Consider the following 22,779-nt stretch of genomic DNA (forward strand, 5'->3'; position numbering starts at 1 on the left):
AGGAAAAATATGAAAGAAAAAGCTTATATAACCACTCCGATTTATTACGTAAATGACGTGCCACACATCGGCCACGCCTACACGACTATCATCGCTGATACGCTAGCTAGATTTAACCGCTTGCAAGGCAAAGAGACCTACTTCATGACCGGCACAGATGAGCATGGTCAAAAGATCGAGCAAGCAGCTCGCGCGAGAGGCAAGACGCCAAAAGAGTATGCAGACGAGATCAGTGCGAAATTTAGATCACTTTGGGATGAATTTGAGATAAGCTACGACCACTTCATAAGAACAACCGACGAAGAGCACAAGCAAACCGTGCAAAATGTCTTTGAAAAGATGCAAGCAAACGGCGATATCTACAAGGGCGAGTACGAGGGCTTTTACTGCGTTAGCTGCGAGACATTTTTTAACCAAAGAGACCTGCTTGAGGACAACCGCTGTCCAGACTGCGGCCGCGTGACATCTTTAGTTAAAGAAGAGAGCTACTTTTTCAAACTTTCAAAATACGAGGACGCGCTTTTAAAATGGTACGAAAATGACGAGCTTTGCGTCATCCCAAAGGGCAAGAAAAACGAGGTCGTAAGCTTTGTAAAAGGCGGACTAAAAGATCTATCTGTGACAAGAACGAGCTTTGACTGGGGCATAAAGCTACCAAAGAGCGCAAACGACGACAAACACGTTATGTATGTCTGGCTTGACGCACTCATAAACTACCTAACAACACTAGGATACTCAAGAGATAACGCTAGAATGGACTTTTGGCCGCATACAACACACATTGTTGGCAAGGATATCTTGCGCTTTCACGCAGTTTATTGGCCGGCATTTTTGATGAGCCTTGGCTTGCCACTGCCAAAACACGTCGCAGCGCACGGCTGGTGGACGATAGATGGCGAAAAGATGAGCAAAAGCAAGGGCAACGTCATCAACCCAAGAGAGGTCGCAAACGCTTATGGACTTGAAAATTTCAGATACTTTTTGCTTAGAGAGGTGCCTTTTGGACAAGATGGTGACTACAGCCAAAAAGCCTTGATCGAGCGCATAAACTCAGAGCTTGGCAACGGACTTGGCAACTTGCTAAGCCGAATTGTGGGCATGAGCGCAAAATATAGCGACTACAAGATCGACTCAAAAGATGTGATCAAATTTCACAAAGCCGAGCTTGATGAGGCGAAGGGCTATCTTGATGAGGCGATAAAAAATTTAGAAAATTTAGCGACAAACCGCTATTTAGAGGATCTTTGGAAGGTCGTAACGCTTGCAAACGCAGCCGTTGCAAAGTATGAGCCATGGTCGCTTGTAAAAGCTGGCAAAAGTGACGAGGCAAACGCACTTGTGGCACTTTGCGCAAATTTACTTGCAAAAGTGGCGATACTGCTTAGCCCAGCTATGCCAAAAACTTGTGCCAAGATAGCTGACACGCTTGGCTTTAGCATAGATACGGCTTCTTACGAAAGCCTTGTATTAAAAAATGAAATTTCAAATTTTGTGGCAAAAGCTACTGAGCCACTCTTCCCAAGGATAGAAAAAGAGCTAATGGGCGAGGCAAGCGAGCCAAAAGTAGAGGCAAAAGCTGAGCCAAAAGAGGAGAAAAAAGAAGAAGATATCATTAGCATTGATGACTTTGCCAAAATTGTGATAAAAGTAGGCGAAGTGCTCGAATGCGAGAGGGTTGAGGGTAGCGAGAAGCTGCTTAAATTTAAGATAGATCTTGGCGAGGAGAAGCCACGTCAAATTTTATCTGGCATCGCCAAATACTACGAGCCTAGCTCGCTTGTGGGCAAGCAAGTTTGCGTTTTAGCAAATTTAAAAGAGCGAACAATGATGAAAAAATATGTCTCACAAGGCATGATCCTAAGCGCATCAGACGGCTCGCTAACGCTTCTTGGCACGCAGGGCAAGGTCAAAAACGGCGCGATCGTTGGCTAAATGACGATAGAAAATTTAACCCACATAATAAATGGGCAAATTTTAAACAACCCAAGCATCTCAAGCGTGACTAGCTTCGCGTTTGAGGCTAAAAATATAAAACGAGGCTACGCTCTCATCGCCACGCAAAGCGATCAGATCGCACCTGCGATAAAGCAAGGCGCCTACGCTATCATTAGCGAAGAGGACATCACGCCAAGCGACGAAGAGATAGCCTTTATCAAGGTAGCAAGCCTGCAAACGGCTATCATCAAGCTCATGCGCTTTGAGGCGATCCATAAAAATATCAAATTTTGCGCGGTCAATCCCTTCATAAAAGCGCTTTTAGAGAAGTCGCACCTTGAAAAAAATGCCCACGTCATACCTGAAAATTTAACCGAGCTTTTTTACAAAATTTTCCATGCAAATTTGTTTGACACATTTTTTAGCGACGATACGAGGATACTTCAAAGGCTCTCACTACTTTACGAGACAGCCTGGACTGATACAAACATAAGCGTGCTAAATCCAAGCTCGATCTTTTTTACAACGCTCATTTACGATGACAAATACTATCAAAATTTATCCATCCCCCGGGTTTTTGCTGGGATGTTTTGCGGACTTCTTGGCTATCTTAAGAAAAACAATATCGGCTTTAAAGTGACAGAGAGCAGGATTTCATCGCACTTTGACCCAGTCTTTATCGACAAAGACTTTAAGCCAGTTGGTTTTGGTAGCAGTTTTAGAGCGGTGATAGCTGAAGAAGACGAGGAGCTATTTTTGACTGAAAGTATATTTCTAAGGCGAAATTTCAGCGAGAGCGAGCTTAAATTTTGCCTGCCAAAAGACAGCACGCTAAAGGTTGAAAATGCCATTTTTTATGAAAATTTAGACGAGATAAAGAAGCTACAAAATTTCGTCTACGCCCTTGTGCTTTGCAAAAAAGAAGATCTACTTGATAGCTTAAGTCAAAGCAAAGAGCAAAGCGGACTCTTTTAAATTTAAAGCCAGAGCCTAAGCCCTGGCAGTTTTTTACTCACCTAAGAAGTATTTTAGATCAGCTTGCGCGTCGCCGCTAATTGGTCTAACGTTAAATTTATCCACTAAGAAATTTATGATCTCTTCATTGAAAAATTTAGGCAAGCTAGGTCCTACGTTGATATTTTTGATACCAAGGCTAAATAGCGCTAGCAAGATGATGACCGCTTTTTGCTCCATCCACATTAGCACGATAGAAACTGGCAAGTCATTTACTGCGATGCCTGTTGCCTCGCTTAGTGCTAGAGCGATCTTAACCGCGCCGTTGCTGTCGTTGCACTGACCAAGGTCGATGTAGCGTGGTAGCTCGGTGCCTGGGACGTTGCCAAAGTCGATGTCGTTAAATCTAAATTTGCCACAGCTTGAAGTAAGTATCACGCAGTCTTTTGGAAGGCTAGCAGCTAGCTCTCTATAGTACTCACGTCCCTTGCCAGGCGCGTCACAGCCAGCGATCACGAAAAATCTGCGGATCTTGCCTGTGTTTATCGCGTCTAAAATTTGTGGGGCTAAAGTTAGGATAGTCTTGTAGTGGCCGCCAGTTACTAGGCTCTCGTCGCTATCAAAGCCGCTAACGTCGCCACAAGCTAGTGCGCACTCGATAAGTGGTGTGAAGTCGTCGTTTTCGATGTGTTTTACGCCGTTTGTGCCAGCGATCGAGTAGCCAAATAGCCTATCAGCGTATGTGCAGTTTGAGCGTAGTGGCACGATGCAGTTTGTTGTCATTAGTATCGCGCCCTTAAATTCGTTAAATAGCTTAGTTTGGTCAAACCACGCCTTGCCGACGTTGCCTTTTAGGTGGCTATATTTGCGTAGTTCTGGGTATCCGTGAGCTGGGAGCATCTCTGAGTGAGTGTAGATGTTGATGCCTTTATCTTTTGTCGCTTCAAGTAGCGCTTTTAGGGCATGTAAGTTGTGTCCACTAACTAAGATCGCCTTGCCCTCGACCTTGTTTTGGCTCACTCTAACTGGTGTTGGAATGCCAAATTTAGCCGTGTGAGCCTCGCTTAGTAGGTTCATCACCTCAACGCCAGCACCGCCTACTTCAAGAAGCTGCTTGATGTGCTCGTCGAAGTTGAAATTTGAGTTTGTAAGCGTAAAATAAAGCGTATCAGCCATAACGCGATCAACGTTGCTAGTATCAGCGCCAAGCTCGTGCGCGTGGTGGCGGTATGCGCTAAGGCCTTTTAAGCCAAAAACCATCGTATCTTGTAAAAGCGCTAGCGTGTCGCTCTTACCACAGGTGCCCATAGGCTGGCCCTTTGCACCGCATCCATCCTCAGCGCTCATCTCGCACTGATGGCAAAACATCTTCATATCTTTCATCTTTTCTCCTTGTGAATTTAAAAATTTAAGCGGATTTTATCCTATGTGGCTAGCCATTTTGGTTGATAGCAGTCAAGGAAATTTAAATTTAAATTTTAGTTATTAAATTTAAGATTTTATGATTATGGATATCAAAATATAAATTTGAAATTTACCACAAAGACTTAATAAAATTTACAAAAAAACGATTTACATTTCAATTTTATTTAAAGGATGAAAATGAAAAATTTATTACTCGCGGTATTTGTCGCTTTTATGCTTTGTGGCTGCGCTCCAAAGGGGATATTTGTGAGTTTGCCAGACGAGCAAGCGCCTTCAAGCATTAGCAAAAAAACCAAAATTTACATCGAAAGCGTCAAAGATGTGAGGGTTTTTGAAAACGACCCAAAACAAGCAAGCACCCCATCTTTATACAAGCACAATGTAAATGAAGTTAGCGCAAAAGAGAAGCAAAAATACATCGGCAGAACCAGAAACAGCTATGGCAAGGGGCTATGGAACGTCATTTTAGAAAATAAGCAAAGGACAACTAGCATAGTAAGGGCGCGTATCGAGGACGCCTTTAGAAGCAACGGCTACCAGGTCATAAAAAATGAAAATGAAATAGACAAGAATACGATAAGCGTCAATGCAAAGATAGAAAAACTTTGGACTTACTTAACGCTTGGAGCGGTAAAAGTTGGTCTAAATGCCGATATAAGCACCACTTTAAGCGTAAATAACAAGGAGCTAAGCACGGTTGTAAAACGCAAAGAGGAGTATCTTTTGGTAAATCAAAATGACTATGCAAATATCATCAAAAGCTCTTTGGCTGAGTACAAAGAGAAGCTTGCAAAACAGATAAGTGAGCTAAATTTAGAGTAAATTTTAGGCTAGCTACTAAATTTATAGTGGCTAGCTTTTAAATTTCAAGCCAAATTTCACTTTTTATAAGGGATCTTATCAACGGCATTTGCTTTTTTAAAGCCATTTAGCCTTAGCCTGCAACTATCACAAAGCCCGCAAGCCTCGTCCTCACTCTCGTAGCAGCTCCATGTTAGCTCTATTGGTGAGCCAAGCTCAAGCGACTTTGAGACAATATCAGCCTTGCTTAAATTTACAAGCGGCGTGATAATCTTGCAAGAAAACCCAGCCGACGTGCCTAAATTTATCGCCTCATTTATGCTTTTTATAAAGCTCTCTTTGCAGTCAGGATACCCAGAACTATCCTCCTCGACCACACCTATGTAGATCGCCTGTGCCCCTTCTTTTTCGGCAAGCGCAGCAGCGATTGAGATAAATACGCCATTTCTAAACGGCACATAGGTGTTTGGCACGTCCTTGCTAACGCCATCTTTTCTTATCTGCATGCTCGCATCAGTTAGCGAATTTCCGCCTATTTGAGCGATGAAGCTAACATCAAGGTTTATCTTTTTAACCGCGCCCAGTTGCTCACATATCTCGTCAAACGCGCGCTTCTCTCGCCTCATCGTCCTTTGGCCATAGTCAAAATGAAGTGCAACCACATCATATCCAGCCCTTTTTGCCATCACAGCGCAAAGCGTGCTATCCATACCGCCGCTCATTATACAAACTGCTTTTTTCATATTTTGCCCTTTAAATTTGCTAAAATTATACAAAAATTTACTAAGGACAAGCCAAAAATGATACTTTGCGAAGAGAGTTATCCTGAAATTTTAGATCAAATTTGCTCATATCTAACGCCTGGTGAAGTTGAGCTAGTTTTTATCAACAAAGATGAGATGAGAGAGCTAAACAGATCCGAGCGTGGCATAGACAAAACCACCGACGTCTTAAGCTTCCCCCTTGAGCTTGTCATCCACGCCCCACTTGGCTCAATCGTCATAAACAAAGATATGGTAAAAGAAAAAGCTGCCGAGCTAAATCACAGCGAAGAGGCTGAAACTGCGCTACTTTTCACACATGGCTTGCTGCATATCTTGGGATATGATCACGAAAAAGATGATGGGCAGATGAGAGAAAAAGAGTGCGAAGTGATAGCTAAATTTAACCTACCAAAGAGCCTAATCGTAAGAAGTGAGGACGTTAGGCTAATTGATCTTATAAACAAAAAGGGCTGATCTAGCCCCTGATTTAAACACTCTCTTTTTTCGTCTCTAAATTTTCAACTTTTGGCGCAAAAGCCTTATTTATCTTTCTTATCCAGATAACAAGCGAGATAAATAAGATGAAGTAAAGCACGTAGCTAGCGATAGGCCAGCTAGTACTTGTGCCGCTATCTTTTACCGAGATCACGTTTCTAAACTCATTTAGCATAGAAATTCTATATCCATAGTATTTGATAGTGACGTTGTTGTCGCTATTTGCAAAGCCTTGAGCCTTGGCTTGGATGTCTGCTGAGTTAAATTTAAAATAAAATGGAAATCCCCACGCCGTATCTTCGTTTCTATAAGCCATCACCTTTTGGTCATTTTGCGCATCTTTTGCGTAGATAAAATAGACATCTCTAACAGGCCCATCGGCTGGGTTTTTAGCGTCTATTATGCCATCTTTGTCCATGCGTTTTACGTCACCGCCAGTTATCTGCACGCTTGCGTAGTGTGGGAATGAATAATCAACCACAAGAGCCAAAAATAGGTGCAAAAGCACGACAAAACTAACGCAAATTCTTTTTATAAATTTGATCATTTCTATCCTTTAAATTTGCGCTATTTTATGAAAAGATAGCTTAAACAAAGGGGCAAAGCGCCCCTATAAATTTAAGCCTTTTTGTTAAGCATAAATTTTAAAAGCTGAGCAAAGAAGCAGATGCCGCCGATTATCAAGATCGTGTCGCCAAGCATCCTTAGCCATCTTAAATTTTGCAAGTGTGACTGCTGCAAAAGCTCAGCACTTCTAGCATACCACATACCTTGATCTAGGCTTGCAAATGCCTGATAGATGCCTATTGGAAGAAGTGAAAGCACGATCATTAGCATAAGCCCTGCATTTAAGCCCCAAAAGCCAACTTTCATCAAATTTTCATCAAATTCTTGCCCTTTAAATAGATAAGTAGCCACAAGCCAAACAAAGCCAAGTGCCAAAAATCCATAAACACCAAATAGCGCTGCGTGTCCGTGAACTGGCGTTGTATTTAGTCCTTGGATGTAAAATAGCGAGATCGGAGGATTTATCAAAAATCCAAAGACGCCAGCGCCTAGCATATTCCAAAAGGCAACTGCGATGAAGCAATAAAGTGGCCATTTAAGCGTTTTAGCCCAGCTTTGAGCAAACTGGAGTTTGTAGTGTTCATATGCCTCAGCTCCAAGCAAGACCAAAGGCACGACCTCAAGCGCTGAGAAGCTTGCACCAATAGCCATTATAGGCGTTGTAGTGCCTGCAAAGTAGAGGTGATGGAAGGTGCCTGGGATGCCGCCTACCATAAAGAGTGACGCACTTGCAAGCGTTGAAAATGTCGCAAATCTTTTTGAGACAAGACCCAGCGAGACAAAGACAAAGGCGAGTGAGGCTGTCGCAAACACTTCAAAAAAGCCCTCAACCCAAAGGTGTACAACCCACCAGCGCCAGTACTCCATCACTGGAAGCGGACTTCTTTGACCATAAAATAGCCCTGCTCCGTAAAACAAGCCAACCGCAATCGCTGACATAGCAAAGATAGCAAGTAAATTTTTATCGCCTTTGTTTTTAAACCCGCCTGCAAATCCACGAAGAAGTAGAAGCATCCAGATGACAAGACCAACAAACAAAATGATCTGCCAAACTCGTCCAAGATCGATATATTCATATCCTTGATGTCCAAGCCAGAAGCTTAAATTTATAGGCATGATGTTTGCGATAGCTAAATATTCACCCACAAAACTGCCAACTACAAGGAAAAGTAGCGCGTAAAAGAGCAGATCAACGCCAAGCTTTTGAAATTTTGGATCCTTGCCGCCATTTATGATAGGGGCTAAAAATAATCCAGCTGCTAAAAATCCGGTCGCTATCCAGAAGATACTAGCTTGTATATGCCACGTTCTAGCAAGCGAATAAGGAATGTAGTCCGATAAATTTATGCCATAAAATTCTTGTCCTTCGACTGTGTAGTGAGCTGTAAAACCACCTATAAAAATTTGAAACACAAAAAGAGCTAAAGTTACAAAAAGATACTTTTTAAGCGCCTTTTGTGACGGAGTTAAATTTAGCTTTTTAAGCGGATCTTCGCTAATTGGCTCAAGCTTTTCATCATCTTTTTTGCCGTAAAATGAGCTAAACCAAACAAGCAAGCCAATGCCAGCTAGAAGTATCACGAGGCTTGCAATCGACCAAAAGACATTCTCACTTGTTGGCACGTTATCGATTAGTGGTTCGTGCGGCCAATTGTTTGTATAGGTTGCCTCGCTACCAGGTCTGTTTGTGGCTGTTGCCCAGGCTGACCAGAAGAAGAAGTTGTTTAGATCGGCTCTGTCGCTAGCATTTGGAAGCGTATTTTCTTTCATCGCATAAGCTTCTCTTAAAGGCTTAAATTTAGGATCATTGCCAAAAAGCGCAGCATACTCGCTAGCTACTTGACTTACAGCCTTTAGCCTATCAGCGCTTAGCACAAATTTATCGTCTTTTACGCTATTTTCTCTATACTCTTTTTTGAGCAAAACCTTTAAATTTGCTTTTTGCTCGGCGTTTAGATCAGCGTATTTTAGATGATAAATTTCATCAGCTTTGATCTCTAAAAAGGCAACTAGCTCTTTGTGAAGCCAGTCCGCACTCCAATCAGGCGCTTGATATGCCCCGTGTCCCCAAACAGAGCCAACCTGCATACCGCCTATGCTTTGCCAAGCCTCTTGACCTTTGTAGATACTCTCTTTGTCGATTACGACCTTGCCATTTTCGTCAGTAAAATTTACAACTGGAGGCGAATTTCTATAAACCTCAACGCCATAGTAGCCTAAAATACTAAAGCAAACTACCATCACAGCAACAAGTGCGAGCCAGTATCTTTTGTATTCACGCATTGATTCTCCTTTTTTAAAATTTAGGAGAAAGTTTATCTTATTTCAAAATAGTGACTAATGACATATATCAATAAAAGGAGAATATTTATCCTATTAGTTTTATAGAAATTTACAAAAATATGCATTTTTTTCATAATGTATATGCAAATTTTACATAATATTAATGTAAATAGCAGTAATATACCAACCAAACTATTTCACACGAAAAAAGGAAAAAATATGCAAATGAATTTTATGCACAAAGTGGCTAAAATAGGCCTTGTTGCTTCACTCTTTGCGGCTCTTAGCCTAAGCGCAGCTGAGTCTGCTAGAAGCATAACCGATATGCAAGGCGTAAAAGTAAGCGTCCCAGAAAAGGTTGAGAAGATCGCAGCACTGTGGAATGCAAACAACGAGATCATCCTAGCACTTGGCGGTATGGATAAGGTTGTAGCCACAACTGATCTGATCAAAACCAACAAGTGGTTTGAGCACATCTATCCAAAACTTAAAAATTTACCAGCTGCACTAAACGGCAAAGACCTTCAAATCGAAGAGCTTGTTAAGCTTGCCCCTGATGTTATCATAGTTTCTAACAAAAACTACCAAGACGAGCTTATCAAAAACGGCTTTAGCGCGGTAAATTTGATCTTTAGAGACTATCCAGATATGGAAAAAAGCATCTACGCAACAGCTGAAGTTATAGGCACTGATGACGCTAGAAAAAAAGCTGAAAAACTTGCTAATAAAATCCACGATAACTCTGAGTTTGTAACAGCAAGAACAAAAAGCATCCCTGATGCTAAACGTCCAAAAGTACTTCACCTTCTTGGTGGTGCAAATTTGCTAAAAATTGATGGTACAAACACAATCCAAAACACTTGGATAAAGCTAGGTGGCGGTGTAAATGCTATCAATACTGAGGGTTCAATGATCGAAGTTAGCGCTGAAGAGATCATCAATGCAAACCCTGATATCATCATCGTTGGCGGCAATGACACAGACGCACAGATCAAAAAGATAAAAGAGCACCCTGCATTCTCTGGCTCAAACGCTGTTAAAAACGGCAAAATTTACGGCAACCCAAAAGGTGTATTTAGCTGGGATAGATATGGTGCTGAAAACGTACTTCAAATTTTATGGGCAGCAAAAACTATCCAACCAGATCTATTTAAAGATGTCGATATGAAAGTAAAAACAAAAGAGTTTTATAAAGAGTTTTTAGGTCACGAGCTTACCGATACAGAGTATGGCTATATCTTAAAAGGCCTAAATCCAGATGGTAGCAGTAAGTAAGATATGAAAAACGCAAATTTTTCAATAGTTGTTATCTTTTTAGCTCTACTAACGCTTGTTTGCGCCTTTGTCGCACTTGGCGTTGGTAGATTTTACATACCATTTAACGACGTCTTTAGTGTGCTGGCTCACAGCTTTGGTTTTGGAGATGGTGCAGCTAGCAACATCACAAATGTGATAGAAAATTTACGCATCCCACGTATCATCGCAGCTATCCTTGTTGGAGCTGCTCTTAGCGTGAGTGGTGCAGCCTATCAAGGCGTCTTTAAAAACCAGCTAGTAAGCCCTGATCTTCTTGGCGTCTCGGCTGGTGCTTGCGTGGGAGCAGCCACTGCCATCATCTTTGATCTATCGCTATTTTGGGTGCAGGCTTTTGCCTTTGGCTTTGGCCTAGCAGCCGTTGCTATCACGCTAGCCATACCAAAGATGATGGGGCGCACGAGCACGCTTATGCTGGTTCTTTCTGGTATCATCGTAAGTGGCCTCATGGGCTCAGTGATCGGCTTTTTAAAGTATGTCGCCGACCCTGAGACAAAGCTACCTGACATTGTTTATTGGCAGCTTGGTAGCCTTGCAAAGCTTGATAGTGACAACTTAAAATACATAGCTCCTGTAATGATCATCTGCGCCATTTTACTTATCGCCATGAGCTGGCGTATAAATTTGCTCTCTCTTGGCGACGAGAGTGCGGCAAGACTAGGCGTAAATGTGGCTTTTGAGCGCGCCGTCATCATCATCTGCGCTACGCTTCTTACAGCCTGCAGCGTCTGCATAAGCGGTATAGTCGCTTGGGTGGGACTTCTCATGCCTCACTTAGCGCGCATGCTAGTTGGCGCAAATAACATAAAAAGCATGCCTGCAAGTATATTTATGGGCGCGATATTTTTGCTTTTTGTAGATACTTTAGCGCGCAGCATAAGCGTGAGCGAAGTGCCTCTTGGCGTACTTACTGGCTTTATCGGCACGGTATTTTTCGTCTGGGTTTTATGGCGAAATAAAAAGGTTGCGTGATGCTTGAAGTTAAAAATTTAAACTTTAGCTACCCAAATGGGGCTGGCAAACTAGAAAATGTAAATTTAAAGATAGGCGCTGGGGAAATTTTAACCATTCTTGGTCGAAATGGAGCTGGCAAATCAACAACTCTTGGGCTAATAAGCGGCTCGCTAAAGCCAGTTTCTGGAGAAATTTTCCTTGATGGCAAAAATGTAGATAGCCTAAGCAACAAAGAGCGCGCTAAGATCATGGCGTACGTGGCTCAAAGCGAGGTTACAGAGTATGACTACACCGGACTTGAGTTTATCACGATGGGACGCGCGGCGCACCTTGGTATCTTTGCAAGACCTAGCAAAGAGGATGAGGAGATTGCTAGAATTTACACCAAAAAGCTTGAGATCGAGTATCTTGAGGATCGCTTCATCACACAGATGAGTGGTGGTCAAAAGCAGATGTGTATGATCGCTCGTGCGATGGCTGCGCAGCCAAAGATGATCATATTTGACGAGCCAACGAGCGCGCTTGACTTTGGCAACCAGTATAAATTCCTACGCACCGTCAAATGGCTAAAAGAGCTTGGCTACTCGGTCGTGCTAACCACTCACAACCCTGACTTTGCCGTGCTTCTTGGCGGATATGTGGCACTTGTAAAGGGTGATGGCGAGGTTGGATTTGGCACGGTTGATGAGATCATTAGAAGTGAGAATTTAAGCAAGCTTTACGGACTAAATTTAAACGTGAGCTACATCGACGAAGTAAAAAGAAACTGCTGCCTCACTTATCCACTATAAATTTATCTGCTCTTAAATTTTTAAGGGCAGATCACTCTTTTTATCTAAAATTTCTACTTAAATTTACTAATCATAAATGCTAAAATGCAAAATAAATTTAAAAGGATAACAATGGCTTACCCACTACTAGGCACAAAGATCGTGATCGATGAAGAAAAGGTTTTAAGAGAGAAAAAGTATAAGCTAGACGTAATTTACGAGTATTTGGATAGACTTGCCGAACAATGTAATCTGATTAGGATTGACAAAAATACTTTTCACACAAAGGGTGATGAGAATGACTTGGCAAATTTGGGTCTATTTGTTTATAAACACGCCATTAAAAACGAGTGGATAACTAAAAATGTCAAAGAGTGGGTTTGGATTAGTCAAAAAGAGGGTGATAGCAATATAATCGGCGACGATATGGGAGTTTGGGAGTAAGCGATAAAAAATCTCGCCATATCAAATTTCAGCATGCCACAAGTGTAAATTTAAAAAACTTTGCGAAAGGTTAAATTTTGCTAGGCAAGATAAATTTAGGTATAGCGCAAAAATAAAGGTGCTTTTAGACCCTGAGCCATTTTGCCACAGAGAGCTTAGACTGAACCTTTTTATTAATAGCGATATTGAAAAAGATAAGACCAGTCGCGATAAAGCTAAATCAACTGCATAATAGTTGTCATCTTCTATCAAATTTAAAGCTAGCCATAAAAGCTTGCGCCCTCATCTTAAATTTGACGCAAATTTATATCCCATTAGCCAAAAGCAATCATCCGCCCTAAATTTAAACGCAACCCAAAAGATCAAATTTAAGCGTTATTTTTAAGCTCAGCCACTCTCATCTTTGCAGCCTGCGTGATATCGTCCTCGTAGTCGTAGAAGTTAAAGGTTGCTCCGTGCTGAAAAAAGCCATTTAGTATATCGCCGCTTTGGCGGTTTTTCAGATCAAGCTCGGCCACCTTAAAGCCGTCATTTGTCGCGCAAAATTCTTTTAGCCTTGCTGGCGCCTCTTTTAGCTTGGTAAATAAAAAGCAGTACCCATCGCCGCCATTTCGCCCCACTCTGCCTCGCAGCTGATGAAGTGTGGCAAGCCCTAGCCGCTCAGCCCCCACGATCACTATCGTATTTAGCCTTGGTAGCGAAATGCCAACCTCAACAACGGTTGTTGAGAGCAAAATTTCGCCCTCTTCTCTAAACCGCCTTAAAATTTCCTCTTTCTCTTTGTCCTTGCCGTGCGTGACAAAGACATTTTTGAAATTCTTTAGCCAAAAACCCTGCGCCTCGCTTAGACTTTGGTAGTTTGAGCTCTCGCTGCTCTCGACTAACGGATAGATGATGGCTACTTGAAAGCCGCCTGCAAGCTGCTTTTTGATGTGAGTTAGCAAAAAGCCAAACTCGCTAGCGCCTAAAATTTGGCTCGTTATATTTTTCTTAAACGGCATCTGCTTTAAAAAGCTAAAATTTACGATCTCAGACTGGATTAAACTTAGCGTCCTTGGTATTGGCGTAGCTGAAAACTGCACGAAATTTGCTCGCTCGTCCTCGTTTGAGGCAAGCTCCTCTATCTTTTTGCGCTGGTTTGAGCCAAAGCGGTGCTGCTCATCGACCATGACAAGTGGCGAGTTTGGCAGCTCGTGAAAGAGCAGCGCATGCGTGCCAACGATCAAATTTACCCCGCTAAAGTCTATCTTTTTCTCCCCGCTTCGCACCAGCATCACGTTCATAAAAGCGGGCAACAGCCTCTTTGCTTCATTATAAATTTGCTCGCTTAAGATGCTTGTTGGCGCCATCAAAATGGCACTTTGCGGATAGACGCTAAGCGCAGCTGCTAGGATCACTAGCGTCTTGCCACTTCCCACATCGCCCATTATGACGCGCCTTTTTGCCTGCACGGCGCTAAGGTCGTCTCTGATGTCATTTACCGCTTTTATCTGGTCGTTTGTCGGTGTAAATGGCAAGCTCTTAAGCCAAGAGCTTATATCAAAAAGCTTGATTTTTGGGCTTTTAAAGTAGGTTTTTTTGGCACTTAGCTTTTTTATGTAGTTAAAAATTTCTACAAATTTTAAAATTTCTAAGCCCTCGCCATCATTTTTTAGGCGATATAAAATTTGCACGCTTTGCTCATCTAGCCTTTGCAGATCGGCTAGAAATTTAGCCTCTTTTTCGTTTAAACCTTCGGCCATTAAATTTTGTAAATTTAGATATTTTAAGATGAGTTTTTTTAGCTCCTCATCTTTTAACTCGGTCTTAAATTTAGGCACGATCTGACCTATTTTTGTGGTGATTTTTGGATTTACGATCTGCCACGAGCCAAAGGCGTAGGAGCAAAGCCCATATATCGCCATCTCCTTGCCTGTCTTAAAAGCGCCGTAGTGCCAAGACTTTGCGTTAAAAATGACGATCTTTACGCTACTTTGCCACTGCTCGCAAAAGGCAAGTGCTGTCAGCATGCCAGGGCGCGAGGCGAGTGAGGTGATCTTTACATTTATGCAGACTTGCCCCTCTCTTGGGCTCTTAGCGATCGTCGTATCCTCAAAGCCCTTTGGTAGCACGAGAGCAAGGTCAAGCAGGCTAAGCACGCCTATTTTTAGAAGTTTTGCTCTGTCGCTTGCTTCAAATTTCATTTTTTAGGACGCAAAAACTTAGCTGATTGATCTCTGCGTGGGCTTTTATGAAGCTATTTAGCTCACTTAGCGAAAGGGCTGAAATTTTATCAAGGTCCTTTAAAAATGCCCCAAGCTCGCCATGCTCATAAAACTCGCCTTGCGCGATATCAAGGCGTTTAAATAGTGTCTCAAGTCTAAGTGGCAACGAGCCAAGTAAAAATTTCTTCGCCTGCTCAAGCTCGGCCTTGCTAACGCCTTTTTTACTAAATTTTAAAATTTCCTCTTTTATAACGGCAATAGCCTCATCTTTTTTCTCATTTTTTGTCTGCATGTAGCCGTAAAGCTGGCTGTAAGAGAGATTTAGCAAATTTCTAGCGTAGGCGCTATATGCAAGCCCTCTTTTCACGCGGATCTCCTCCATGAGCCTCGAGCCAAAGCCGCCCTCGCCTAGGATAAATGTCGCCACTGCGGCCTTGTATTTCTCCTCAGGTTTTACATTAAACGGTGCGCCAAAGTAGATGTATGCCTGCTCGCTTTGCCTGATGATCTCGCTGCTTTCGCACTTGTCACTTGGGCTAAAGCGCTCTAGTTTTCGCACCTTGCCAGGTTTTAGTATTTCTAAAACGCTAGCTAGCTCTTTTGTCTGCTTCTCGTCGATGTCGCCACCAAGCACGCAAAGCAAATTTGAAAGGTCTAAATGCTCGTTTAAAAATTTGCTCACATCTTCAAGCGTGATCGCTTTTATGCTCTTTTTAGTGCCGATACTAGGCTCTGAAAGCACGCTTTTTGGATACAAAAGCTCAAAAAGCCCCTGTCTTGCTACGTAGTCAAAGTCGTTTTCATTTGCTGCGATCTCGCCAAGTGTGACGGTTTTGCACCTATTTAGGATATCATCAGTTAAATTTGGAGCGAGCAGGAGCTCTTTTAGCTTGCCACACGCAAAAGCAAAGTGCTCTTTTAGGCAGTTTAGGTCTATGCAAAATGTCTCAAAGCCGCAGCTTGCATTTAGGCTGATCGCCCTTACTTCAAGCTCTTTGGCAAATTTAGCCGAGCCTAGCTTCATATCGCCTTCGTTTAGTAAATTTGCACTAAGTCTTGCAAGGCCTGCTAGTTTGCCATTTTGCGAGCTACCAGCTGCTTTGAAAACTAGTTTTAGGCTAACTACTGGCATCGCTTTTGAGCTTTCAAAAACGACTGGAATTTTTATATTTTTTACATTGATATCTAAAATTTTCATCTAAAATTTCTCCAAAATATCGTAGTTTGTGTTGCGCTTAGCTGGGATTTCTCCAACATCTTTTATAAGCTCGATCATCTGATCTTGATTCATCCTAAAGCTTGCCCCTGCGGCCTTTACGACGTTTTCTTCCATCATCGTGCTACCAAGGTCGTTTGCGCCAAAAAGAAGCGCTAGCTGACCTACGTAGCTGCCCTGCGTGACCCAGCTGCTTTGGATATTTTTAAAGTTATCCAAAAAGAGCCTTGAGACTGCAAGAAGCCTTAGATAGACGTTTGAGCTTTGTTTTTTGATCTCAGGGAATTCTTGCATGAGCTTTGTATTTAGCCCTTGAAAGCTCCAAAGTATAAATGCCCTAAATCCGGCCGTTTCATCTTGTAAATTTCTGATATGCTCCCAGTGCTCCACTATCTCACGAGTGCTCTCAACCGTGCCAAACATCATCGTAGCAGTCGTTTTCATGCCAAGCTCGTGCGCCTCTTTGTGTATGCGAAGCCAGTCTGCGGTATCGCATTTTTTTGGGGCGATGATGTCACGCACTCTATCGCTTAATATCTCCGCTCCAGCCCCTGGCATCGAGTATAGGCCCTTTTTGTTTAGGCGTCTTAGGACCTCTTTTGTAGAAATTTTTGAAACTCTTGCGATGTAGTCGATCTCAACTGCCGAAAACCCATGTATTGTGATGCTTGGATAGTGCTTGCTGATGTAGGCGACAAGCTCCTCGTACCACTCGATCTTTAGCTTTGGATGAACACCGCCTTGAAATAAAATTTGCGTGCCGCCAATGGCGATTAGCTCCTCGATCTTCTTGCCGATCTCCTCAAAACTTAGCACATAAGCGTCTTCTTCTTTTGCATGGCGGTAAAATGCGCAAAATTTACAATCCACCCAGCAGACATTTGTATAGTTGATGTTGCGATCTACGATGAAGGTCGTTATATTATCTGGATGAAGCTCTTTTTTTCTAGCTAGCGCCATCTTGCCAAGCTCGTGAAGCGGTGCATTTTCTATAAGATCGATGGCTTCATTTACACTAAGTCTTTTCAAATTTAACCTTTTATTTTGCTTATTTTTGGGCGAGAGTTTAGCCAAAAATGCTTTTAAATATGATAAATCAGGCGTTATGAAAAATTAATTTTTAAAGGCTAAAATGTGAGAAATTCTTTAAAGGAGCAAGTTATGAAAAAGGTTATATTTGCCGTTATCTGCGGGCTATTTTTAGTTGGTTGTGCCAAAAACGAGCCAAAACCAGCCAAGCCTCAAGGAGCAAGTTGTGGATGTGCTCATCATCAAAAAATGATGCAAGAAAATATGCCAAGCTGCCCACATCATGGCATGCAAGGTGCGATGCATGAGCAAATGCCAGCAGGCTGTCCAGCTCACGCAAAATAACTAAAGTGCCAAATGGCACTTTATTTTAATATAACCTTATCGCCTTTGGTGCCTAAGACCTGCACTTTCTCGCCGTTTTTTAGCGCTCCGTCATACTTCCAAAGTGTGCCTTTAAAATAGACCATATTTTCTCTGATCTCGCCAACTCCTGGCTCATCCAAAAACTCCTCGTTAAAGCTCTCTTTTTTAGCCATAAATTTACTCTTTAACGGCGCTTTTAAAAGCACAAGCAAGATAATGGCAAGTCCTGCCACACCTAAAATTTGATATGGCCACTCAAAATTAAAGCCAAAATTTACCGCTCCGACGATGATAAAAGCTAGGCCAAAAAATAGTAGATAAAACGAAAATAGCGTAAATTCAAGGGCGCATAAAACCGCGCCGATGGCTAACATTATATAGGGGCTGATCACGCCTTATCCTTAGCTAAGAAATTTTTTAAAACGCTAAGCGAGCCGATGAGCTCAGCTGCCTCATAAGGGACTAAAATTTTATCTTTTGAGCTATTTTTAGCTAGCTCGCTAAATGCCCCTACCCTGTCACGCGCAAGCAAAAATTCAGCCGCATTTGCGTTTTTGCTCATGCTATCATTTATCATATCCATAGCCTCTTTTTGAGCCGTTGCGATGGCGATTTGCTCGTATTTTTTCGCATCAGCCATACGCTCTATCGCCTCTGCTTGAAGCACTTTTTCTTGTTTTAGTGCCTCTGCGTTGCGTATTAGCGCCTCTTTTTCAGCCAAGGCTTTTAGCTCGATCGCGCGCTTTTCACGCTCAGCTTTCATCTGCATATTCATCGCCTCTTCTATACCAAGCGGGACAGAAATTTCAGAAATTTCCACACGCATGATCTTTACGCCCCAGTTGCCAGCTGCATCGCCAAGAGCCACTTGAAGTGCGGCATTTAGGCGGTCACGAGAGCTTAGCGTATCATCAAGATTCATCGCGCCTATCTCGCCACGAAGCGTTGTCATGGCTAAATTTGCAATGGCACGCTTGTAGTTATCGACGTTATAAACCGCCATTTTTGCGTCAAATACCTTTAAAAAGACGATGCCATCGACACTTATATTAACATTATCTTTTGTGATGACTTGCTGTTTTGTGATATCAACGAGTTGCTCTTTTATAGTTATGATCGCCCTTATCTGATCGACAAATGGGATTATGATGTGAAATCCCCCGTCAAGCACCTTGTGAAATTTACCAAGTCGCTCGATCAGCAAGTTATCTGCTTGCGATACGATCTTGATGCCAGCTTTTAAAAACAAAAATGCAAAAATGACCAAAACAACGACTAAAACGCCAAATGTCTCAACTTGCATCTTCTCTCCTTTAATTTATAATTTGTTATTTTCTTAAGTATTATAATACATTTTAAATTTTATTTTCAAAAAGGATCAGCATGAAAAAATTTATCTTTGCACTAAGTGCGGCTCTACTTTTAGCAGGTTGCGCTACGTCAAACCAAAGCACGAGCGTCCCACAAGGCAAATGTGAAGTAAAAGGCAGTTGCATGGCTCCAGTAAGCAGCATCGAAGGCACTTACAAGGCATTTTTACCTTGCGCTAGCTGCATGGGCATAGACTCAACCCTCACACTAAAAAAAGACGGCACATTTGAAAGTGTGATGAACTACAAGTCAAAAGACAACTACAAAGCCGTTAGCAAGGGCAAATACTCAGTCAAAAACGGCGTTATCACAACCGTTGATGAGTATAAAGAGAAGAGCTTTTATAAGATCGATGGCGAGAACCTAAAGATGCTTGACATGGATCAAAAAGAGGTCACTGGCGAGCTAAAAGACAAATACATCTTTAAACGCGTAAAATAAATTTTAAAGGCAAAATGATATAATTTTGCAATTTTTAAGGAGTTGCAAATGAAATATCTTTTTGCCATACTTATCTCATTTTTCATCATCGGCTGCGCGAAAAATGAAAATTTAAAGCCACAAAATCAAGAGCAAACACAAAAATCAAAAGAAGAAAAACCTCTTCTTAGAGATGAAAAACCCAAAAAACCAGAAAAACTAATACTTTCAAACTCTATCTACACGAGCTACTACACCACCTTGCCATGCTCAAACTGCGAGGGCGTAAAGACTATCTTAACTCTAAATAAAGACAAAACCTACACAAAAACTATGCTTACGATGGATAAGGCTGCCACCTTGGTAGAAAAAGGTGGCACATTTGATGTTGATGAGAGCGCTATCGTGCTAAAAGATGAAAGTGGCGCGCTTAGCTACTTTGTGCCAAACAAAAACTCACTTCTTCAGCTTGATGATAAGAAAAATAAACGAGTTGGCGTGCTAGCTCAAATTTATAACTACGAGCCAGTAAATAAGGCTTATAAAGATAGTTTTTTTGCTAGATTTTATAAATTTAAAGACAAAAATGGCTTTTTAGAGCTTGTGCTTGTGCCTAGCAAAAATGGCGCAAAGATAAGCTTTTACTCATCGCTAAAAGATGGCTCACCACTTTGTAAATTTAGCTCAGAGCTGCTTTATGACAAGGGCATTTTTTACCTTTTAGACGAAAAAGGTGTGGCTTTAAGCGTGCATAAAACCGCTAACGACATCTTCATAATCGCAAACGATAAAATTTGCAAAAACGCTCACATAAGCGGACACTACAAAAGAGAAAAAGGCAGATCTAGCCTCTTTGGCAAGGGCTTTTTTGCGAAACTTACAAACGAGTCAGCAAATGCTGATGTGATGAAATTTTATGGCGCAAAAAACATAAAAAGAGACAATACAAAAAAAGAAAATAGCTACATCGTCACAAGCAAAAACGAGAGAATTTTTGAATACACCTTGCTAAATGGCATCATCACAAGCATTGAAATTTACTCAAATGAGTTTAAAACTCCTGAAAATATCAGCCTAAAATCAAATTTCAAAGATATAAAAAACGCCCTTGTTATCTCTAAATTTCAAAGCGACGCAAACAATATCTATCTAAAAATAGACAGCCACGACATGCTTATAAAGCTTAAAAATCCGCTTGCACAAGAGATAACAAATTTAAGCCAGATCCCAGACGAGGCGCAAATAGAGCAGATAACCCTCATGTGGAACCAGTAGCTTGAAAGAGTATCTTAAGCTTTTAAAGGACGAGAGAAATTTCCGCCTTTTAAGCACCGTCCAGCTCATGTGCTACTTTGGTGTGTGGTTCTCGCACACCGGCATCTTTACGCTACTTATCTCGCTTGATGCTCCTGTTTGGGCGCTTACACTAAGTGCGGCGATGGCGTTTATCCCAGGCGTTGTCATCGCTCCGTTTAGTGGCATTTTGGTTGATAAATTTAGCCCAAAACCGATGCTTGTTATCATGATGGCGGTTGAGACCATAAGCGTTTTTATGCTGCTTTTTATAAACTCACTTGATTATTTATGGTTGCTTTTGCTTATCATTTTTGTCAGAAACGGCGTTGGCGGGATGTATTTTCAAGTAGAAATGAGCGTGCTACCAAAAATTTTAAGCAAAGAGAGCCTAAAGCTTGCAAACGAGATCCACTCGATCATCTGGGCGGTCTCATACACCGCTGGCATGGGGCTTGCTGGCGTTTATATACACTTTTTTGGCATCAAAAGCGCCTTTTTGCTCGACGGAGCTCTTTATCTTTGCAGTTTTGGCTTTTTATATCTTTTAAAGCTAGACGAGCTAAAGCCAGAATTTATAGAAAAACCTCTAAAAATGCTCAAAAATGGGCTTAAATATCTAAAAGAAAATAGGCTCATTGTGCATCTTATATTTTTGCACGCCTTTGTTGGTATCACTGCTTATGACGCATTGATCGCGCTTCTAGCCGATTATAAATACGCAAATTTGCTCTCAACTTCGCTGGTTATTGGCCTACTAAACGCCTCAAGGTCGATCTCGCTTATGTTTGCACCGGCCATACTTAGTAAATTTATGAATAAAAAAACTCTCATCTACATCTATATCGGTCAAGGGCTTGGCATCATCATCTGGGCGCTCTCTTTGCGAAATTTTTATCTCTCACTCATTGGCATCATCTTTGCAGGATTTTGCACCTCAAGCCTTTGGAGCTACACCTACACACTGCTTCAGCAAAACTGTCAAAAAGAGTTTTACGGCAGAGTGATCGCGTATAATGATATGGTTTTTCTTGGATTTAGCGCGCTTATCTCATTTGCGATCGGCTTTTTATACGAGCTTGGACTAAGCGTGGAGATGATCGCAACCTTTATGGGAAGCCTCTTTTTCATTGGAGCCTTTTACTACCACGTAGTTTCAAAAAGGTATGAGATAAGATAGTTGCATATAAATGGCTAGAAATCAAGCCATTTATATTTGCTTACTTTCTAGCGGCTTTTACTGCTTCAAGTAGCTCTTCAAAGCCTGCTTTACTTGAGTGCTCGACATCTTTTAGTATCTCGACACCTGCTAAATGTCCCTTATCTTTGTCAGCAAAAATCGCCATAGCCTTATCTAGTCCGTGATGGACATTTTCGTGGTGCGCAGCTATGCTTGAGAGGGTTCTTGGATCTTTGATGATGGTATTTTTCACATCCTTTTCATACCACTTGCCAAATCTACACTCATGCACGTCTTGAATTTTATTTATCTCGCCAAGCAAGACGCCTCGGTAGCCATTTAGCTTCATGTTGATGTGATCTATCTTGCCGTTGCTTACATTGACCTCGTTTGTTACGTTTAGAGCTTGATTTAGGATGTTTTGCGTGTTGGCATTTACGCTTGAGATGTTGCCCTCAAAGCCTCCTAAAATTTGCATCGCATTTGCTGAAATTTTAGAAAAACTCTCGCTCATTTCGATCATTGTGTTTGCGCTTTGCTTAAGGCCATTTATATTTACTTCAACCTCAAGCGTAGCCTTTTGTGTGCGCTCTGCAAGCTTTCTAACCTCATCTGCAACGACTGCAAAGCCTCGTCCATGCTCGCCCGCACGAGCTGCCTCGATAGCAGCATTTAGCGCTAGCAAATTTGTCTGATCTGAGATATCTTTTATGAGATTTATGATCTCAACGATAGAATTTACGCTTCCATCAAGTGAAGAGGCGTCATTTGAGAGATCGCCGCTCATCTGGCTTACTTGCTCGATCGAGCTTAAAATTTCAGCCGTTTGAGACTTGAGCTCGCCTGTTTCTTTGAAGGTTTTTTCATTTAAATGGTTTATATTTTCAAGCATTTTTAGGTTTTCTTCGATGGTTGATTGTAAGAAATTCATACCATCTTGATAGCTAGTAAGCAGCAAATTTACAGCCTCTTGCTTATCCTTAGCTTGCTCTTT

22 protein-coding genes and 1 pseudogene are annotated in these 22,779 nt (G+C 41.8%); 12 read left to right on the forward strand and 11 right to left on the reverse strand.

The genetic code is table 11. From position 1 onward, the window contains the following. Window positions 1–9: 9 nt before the first annotated feature. Window positions 10–1,932 carry a methionine--tRNA ligase gene (metG, locus tag G6W43_RS01525; protein ID WP_194168986.1) on the forward strand — a complete coding sequence of 641 codons (1,923 nt, stop codon included), beginning with the start codon at window positions 10–12 and terminating at the stop codon, window positions 1,930–1,932. Beyond that, on the forward strand, window positions 1,933–2,910 hold the full coding sequence (locus G6W43_RS01530) for a ferrochelatase (protein WP_103646105.1): 978 nt from the start codon (window positions 1,933–1,935) through the stop codon (window positions 2,908–2,910). Between the two features lie 33 nt (window positions 2,911–2,943). Here the strand turns inward: G6W43_RS01530 and hcp are convergent, their stop codons facing one another. Beyond that, window positions 2,944–4,272 (reverse strand): hydroxylamine reductase, encoded by a 1,329-nt coding sequence (gene hcp / locus G6W43_RS01535; RefSeq protein ID WP_021087657.1) that lies wholly within the window; start codon window positions 4,270–4,272, stop codon window positions 2,944–2,946. Window positions 4,273–4,491: 219 nt separating this feature from the next. On the opposite strand from hcp, the gene G6W43_RS01540 reads away from it, so the two are divergent. Next, the gene (locus tag G6W43_RS01540; RefSeq protein WP_194168987.1) at window positions 4,492–5,136 is read left to right on the forward strand and encodes a hypothetical protein; all 645 of its coding nucleotides are present in this window, start codon (window positions 4,492–4,494) and stop codon (window positions 5,134–5,136) included. Window positions 5,137–5,192: 56 nt separating this feature from the next. On the opposite strand, the gene queC is transcribed toward G6W43_RS01540, so the two are convergent. Beyond that, window positions 5,193–5,891 carry a 7-cyano-7-deazaguanine synthase QueC gene (gene queC / locus G6W43_RS01545; protein ID WP_141090123.1) on the reverse strand — a complete coding sequence of 233 codons (699 nt, stop codon included), beginning with the start codon at window positions 5,889–5,891 and terminating at the stop codon, window positions 5,193–5,195. A gap of 24 nt (window positions 5,892–5,915) precedes the next feature. On the opposite strand from queC, the gene ybeY reads away from it, so the two are divergent. Next, window positions 5,916–6,353: an rRNA maturation RNase YbeY gene (gene ybeY / locus G6W43_RS01550; protein ID WP_103599007.1), complete on the forward strand. Its 438-nt coding sequence runs from the start codon at window positions 5,916–5,918 to the stop codon at window positions 6,351–6,353. A gap of 13 nt (window positions 6,354–6,366) precedes the next feature. Here the strand turns inward: ybeY and G6W43_RS01555 are convergent, their stop codons facing one another. After that, a complete protein-coding gene (locus tag G6W43_RS01555) occupies window positions 6,367–6,921 on the reverse strand; it encodes a DUF1523 family protein (RefSeq protein ID WP_194168988.1) in 555 nt (184 codons plus the stop codon). Between the two features lie 71 nt (window positions 6,922–6,992). Beyond that, a complete protein-coding gene (locus tag G6W43_RS01560; RefSeq protein ID WP_194168989.1) occupies window positions 6,993–9,224 on the reverse strand; it encodes a nitric-oxide reductase large subunit in 2,232 nt (743 codons plus the stop codon). A gap of 219 nt (window positions 9,225–9,443) precedes the next feature. On the opposite strand from G6W43_RS01560, the gene G6W43_RS01565 reads away from it, so the two are divergent. The 4 genes from G6W43_RS01565 (at window position 9,444) to G6W43_RS01580 (ending at window position 12,706) form a co-directional block, all read left to right on the forward strand. Beyond that, on the forward strand, window positions 9,444–10,499 hold the full coding sequence (locus G6W43_RS01565) for an ABC transporter substrate-binding protein (RefSeq protein ID WP_103595773.1): 1,056 nt from the start codon (window positions 9,444–9,446) through the stop codon (window positions 10,497–10,499). A gap of 3 nt (window positions 10,500–10,502) precedes the next feature. Beyond that, window positions 10,503–11,510, forward strand: coding sequence for a FecCD family ABC transporter permease (locus tag G6W43_RS01570; RefSeq protein ID WP_194168990.1), 1,008 nt, complete (start codon window positions 10,503–10,505; stop codon window positions 11,508–11,510). Then, on the forward strand, window positions 11,510–12,283 hold the full coding sequence (locus tag G6W43_RS01575) for an ABC transporter ATP-binding protein (protein ID WP_194168991.1): 774 nt from the start codon (window positions 11,510–11,512) through the stop codon (window positions 12,281–12,283). The genes G6W43_RS01570 and G6W43_RS01575 overlap by 1 nt, the downstream gene beginning before the upstream one ends. A gap of 111 nt (window positions 12,284–12,394) precedes the next feature. After that, a complete protein-coding gene (locus tag G6W43_RS01580) occupies window positions 12,395–12,706 on the forward strand; it encodes a hypothetical protein (RefSeq protein ID WP_194168992.1) in 312 nt (103 codons plus the stop codon). A gap of 368 nt (window positions 12,707–13,074) precedes the next feature. Here the strand turns inward: G6W43_RS01580 and recG are convergent, their stop codons facing one another. Genes recG through G6W43_RS01595 form a run of 3 tightly spaced genes read right to left on the reverse strand, consistent with a single transcriptional unit; the run spans window position 13,075 to window position 17,155 of the window. Beyond that, the gene (recG, locus tag G6W43_RS01585; RefSeq protein ID WP_194168993.1) at window positions 13,075–14,889 is read right to left on the reverse strand and encodes an ATP-dependent DNA helicase RecG; all 1,815 of its coding nucleotides are present in this window, start codon (window positions 14,887–14,889) and stop codon (window positions 13,075–13,077) included. Beyond that, complete coding sequence (locus G6W43_RS01590; RefSeq protein ID WP_194168994.1) at window positions 14,879–16,108, reverse strand: M16 family metallopeptidase; 1,230 nt, start codon at window positions 16,106–16,108, stop codon at window positions 14,879–14,881. The genes recG and G6W43_RS01590 overlap by 11 nt, the downstream gene beginning before the upstream one ends. Then, window positions 16,109–17,155, reverse strand: a complete 1,047-nt coding sequence (locus G6W43_RS01595; RefSeq protein WP_194168995.1) for a dehypoxanthine futalosine cyclase — start codon at window positions 17,153–17,155, stop codon at window positions 16,109–16,111. A gap of 132 nt (window positions 17,156–17,287) precedes the next feature. On the opposite strand from G6W43_RS01595, the gene G6W43_RS01600 reads away from it, so the two are divergent. Then, a complete protein-coding gene (locus G6W43_RS01600) occupies window positions 17,288–17,500 on the forward strand; it encodes a hypothetical protein (RefSeq protein WP_021084729.1) in 213 nt (70 codons plus the stop codon). Between the two features lie 20 nt (window positions 17,501–17,520). Here G6W43_RS01600 and G6W43_RS01605 read toward each other — a convergent pair whose 3' ends face one another. Both G6W43_RS01605 and G6W43_RS01610 read right to left on the reverse strand, forming a co-directional pair. Continuing rightward, window positions 17,521–17,913 (reverse strand): NfeD family protein, encoded by a 393-nt coding sequence (locus tag G6W43_RS01605; protein ID WP_194168996.1) that lies wholly within the window; start codon window positions 17,911–17,913, stop codon window positions 17,521–17,523. After that, complete coding sequence (locus G6W43_RS01610; protein WP_021089647.1) at window positions 17,910–18,824, reverse strand: SPFH domain-containing protein; 915 nt, start codon at window positions 18,822–18,824, stop codon at window positions 17,910–17,912. The genes G6W43_RS01605 and G6W43_RS01610 overlap by 4 nt, the downstream gene beginning before the upstream one ends. A gap of 80 nt (window positions 18,825–18,904) precedes the next feature. Here G6W43_RS01610 and G6W43_RS01615 point away from each other — a divergent pair, with 80 nt between their 5' ends. Genes G6W43_RS01615 through G6W43_RS01625 form a run of 3 tightly spaced genes read left to right on the forward strand, consistent with a single transcriptional unit; the run spans window position 18,905 to window position 21,785 of the window. After that, entirely contained in the window at window positions 18,905–19,333 is a 429-nt protein-coding gene (locus G6W43_RS01615; protein ID WP_194168997.1) for a copper resistance protein NlpE, read from the forward strand. 48 nt (window positions 19,334–19,381) lie between these two features. Then, window positions 19,382–20,587, forward strand: a complete 1,206-nt coding sequence (locus G6W43_RS01620; RefSeq protein ID WP_194168998.1) for a copper resistance protein NlpE — start codon at window positions 19,382–19,384, stop codon at window positions 20,585–20,587. A 1-nt stretch (window position 20,588) separates the two neighbouring features. Beyond that, a complete protein-coding gene (locus G6W43_RS01625) occupies window positions 20,589–21,785 on the forward strand; it encodes an MFS transporter (protein ID WP_194168999.1) in 1,197 nt (398 codons plus the stop codon). 40 nt (window positions 21,786–21,825) lie between these two features. On the opposite strand, the gene G6W43_RS10835 is transcribed toward G6W43_RS01625, so the two are convergent. Then, entirely contained in the window at window positions 21,826–22,134 is a 309-nt protein-coding gene (locus G6W43_RS10835) for a CZB domain-containing protein (protein WP_375338548.1), read from the reverse strand. A gap of 57 nt (window positions 22,135–22,191) precedes the next feature. Beyond that, a pseudogene (locus tag G6W43_RS10840) lies at window positions 22,192–22,497 on the reverse strand (methyl-accepting chemotaxis protein); the annotation flags it as partial. Window positions 22,498–22,779: the final 282 nt, after the last annotated feature.

The organism is Campylobacter concisus, from assembly GCF_015229965.1.
Lineage (GTDB): Bacteria > Campylobacterota > Campylobacteria > Campylobacterales > Campylobacteraceae > Campylobacter_A > Campylobacter_A concisus_BD.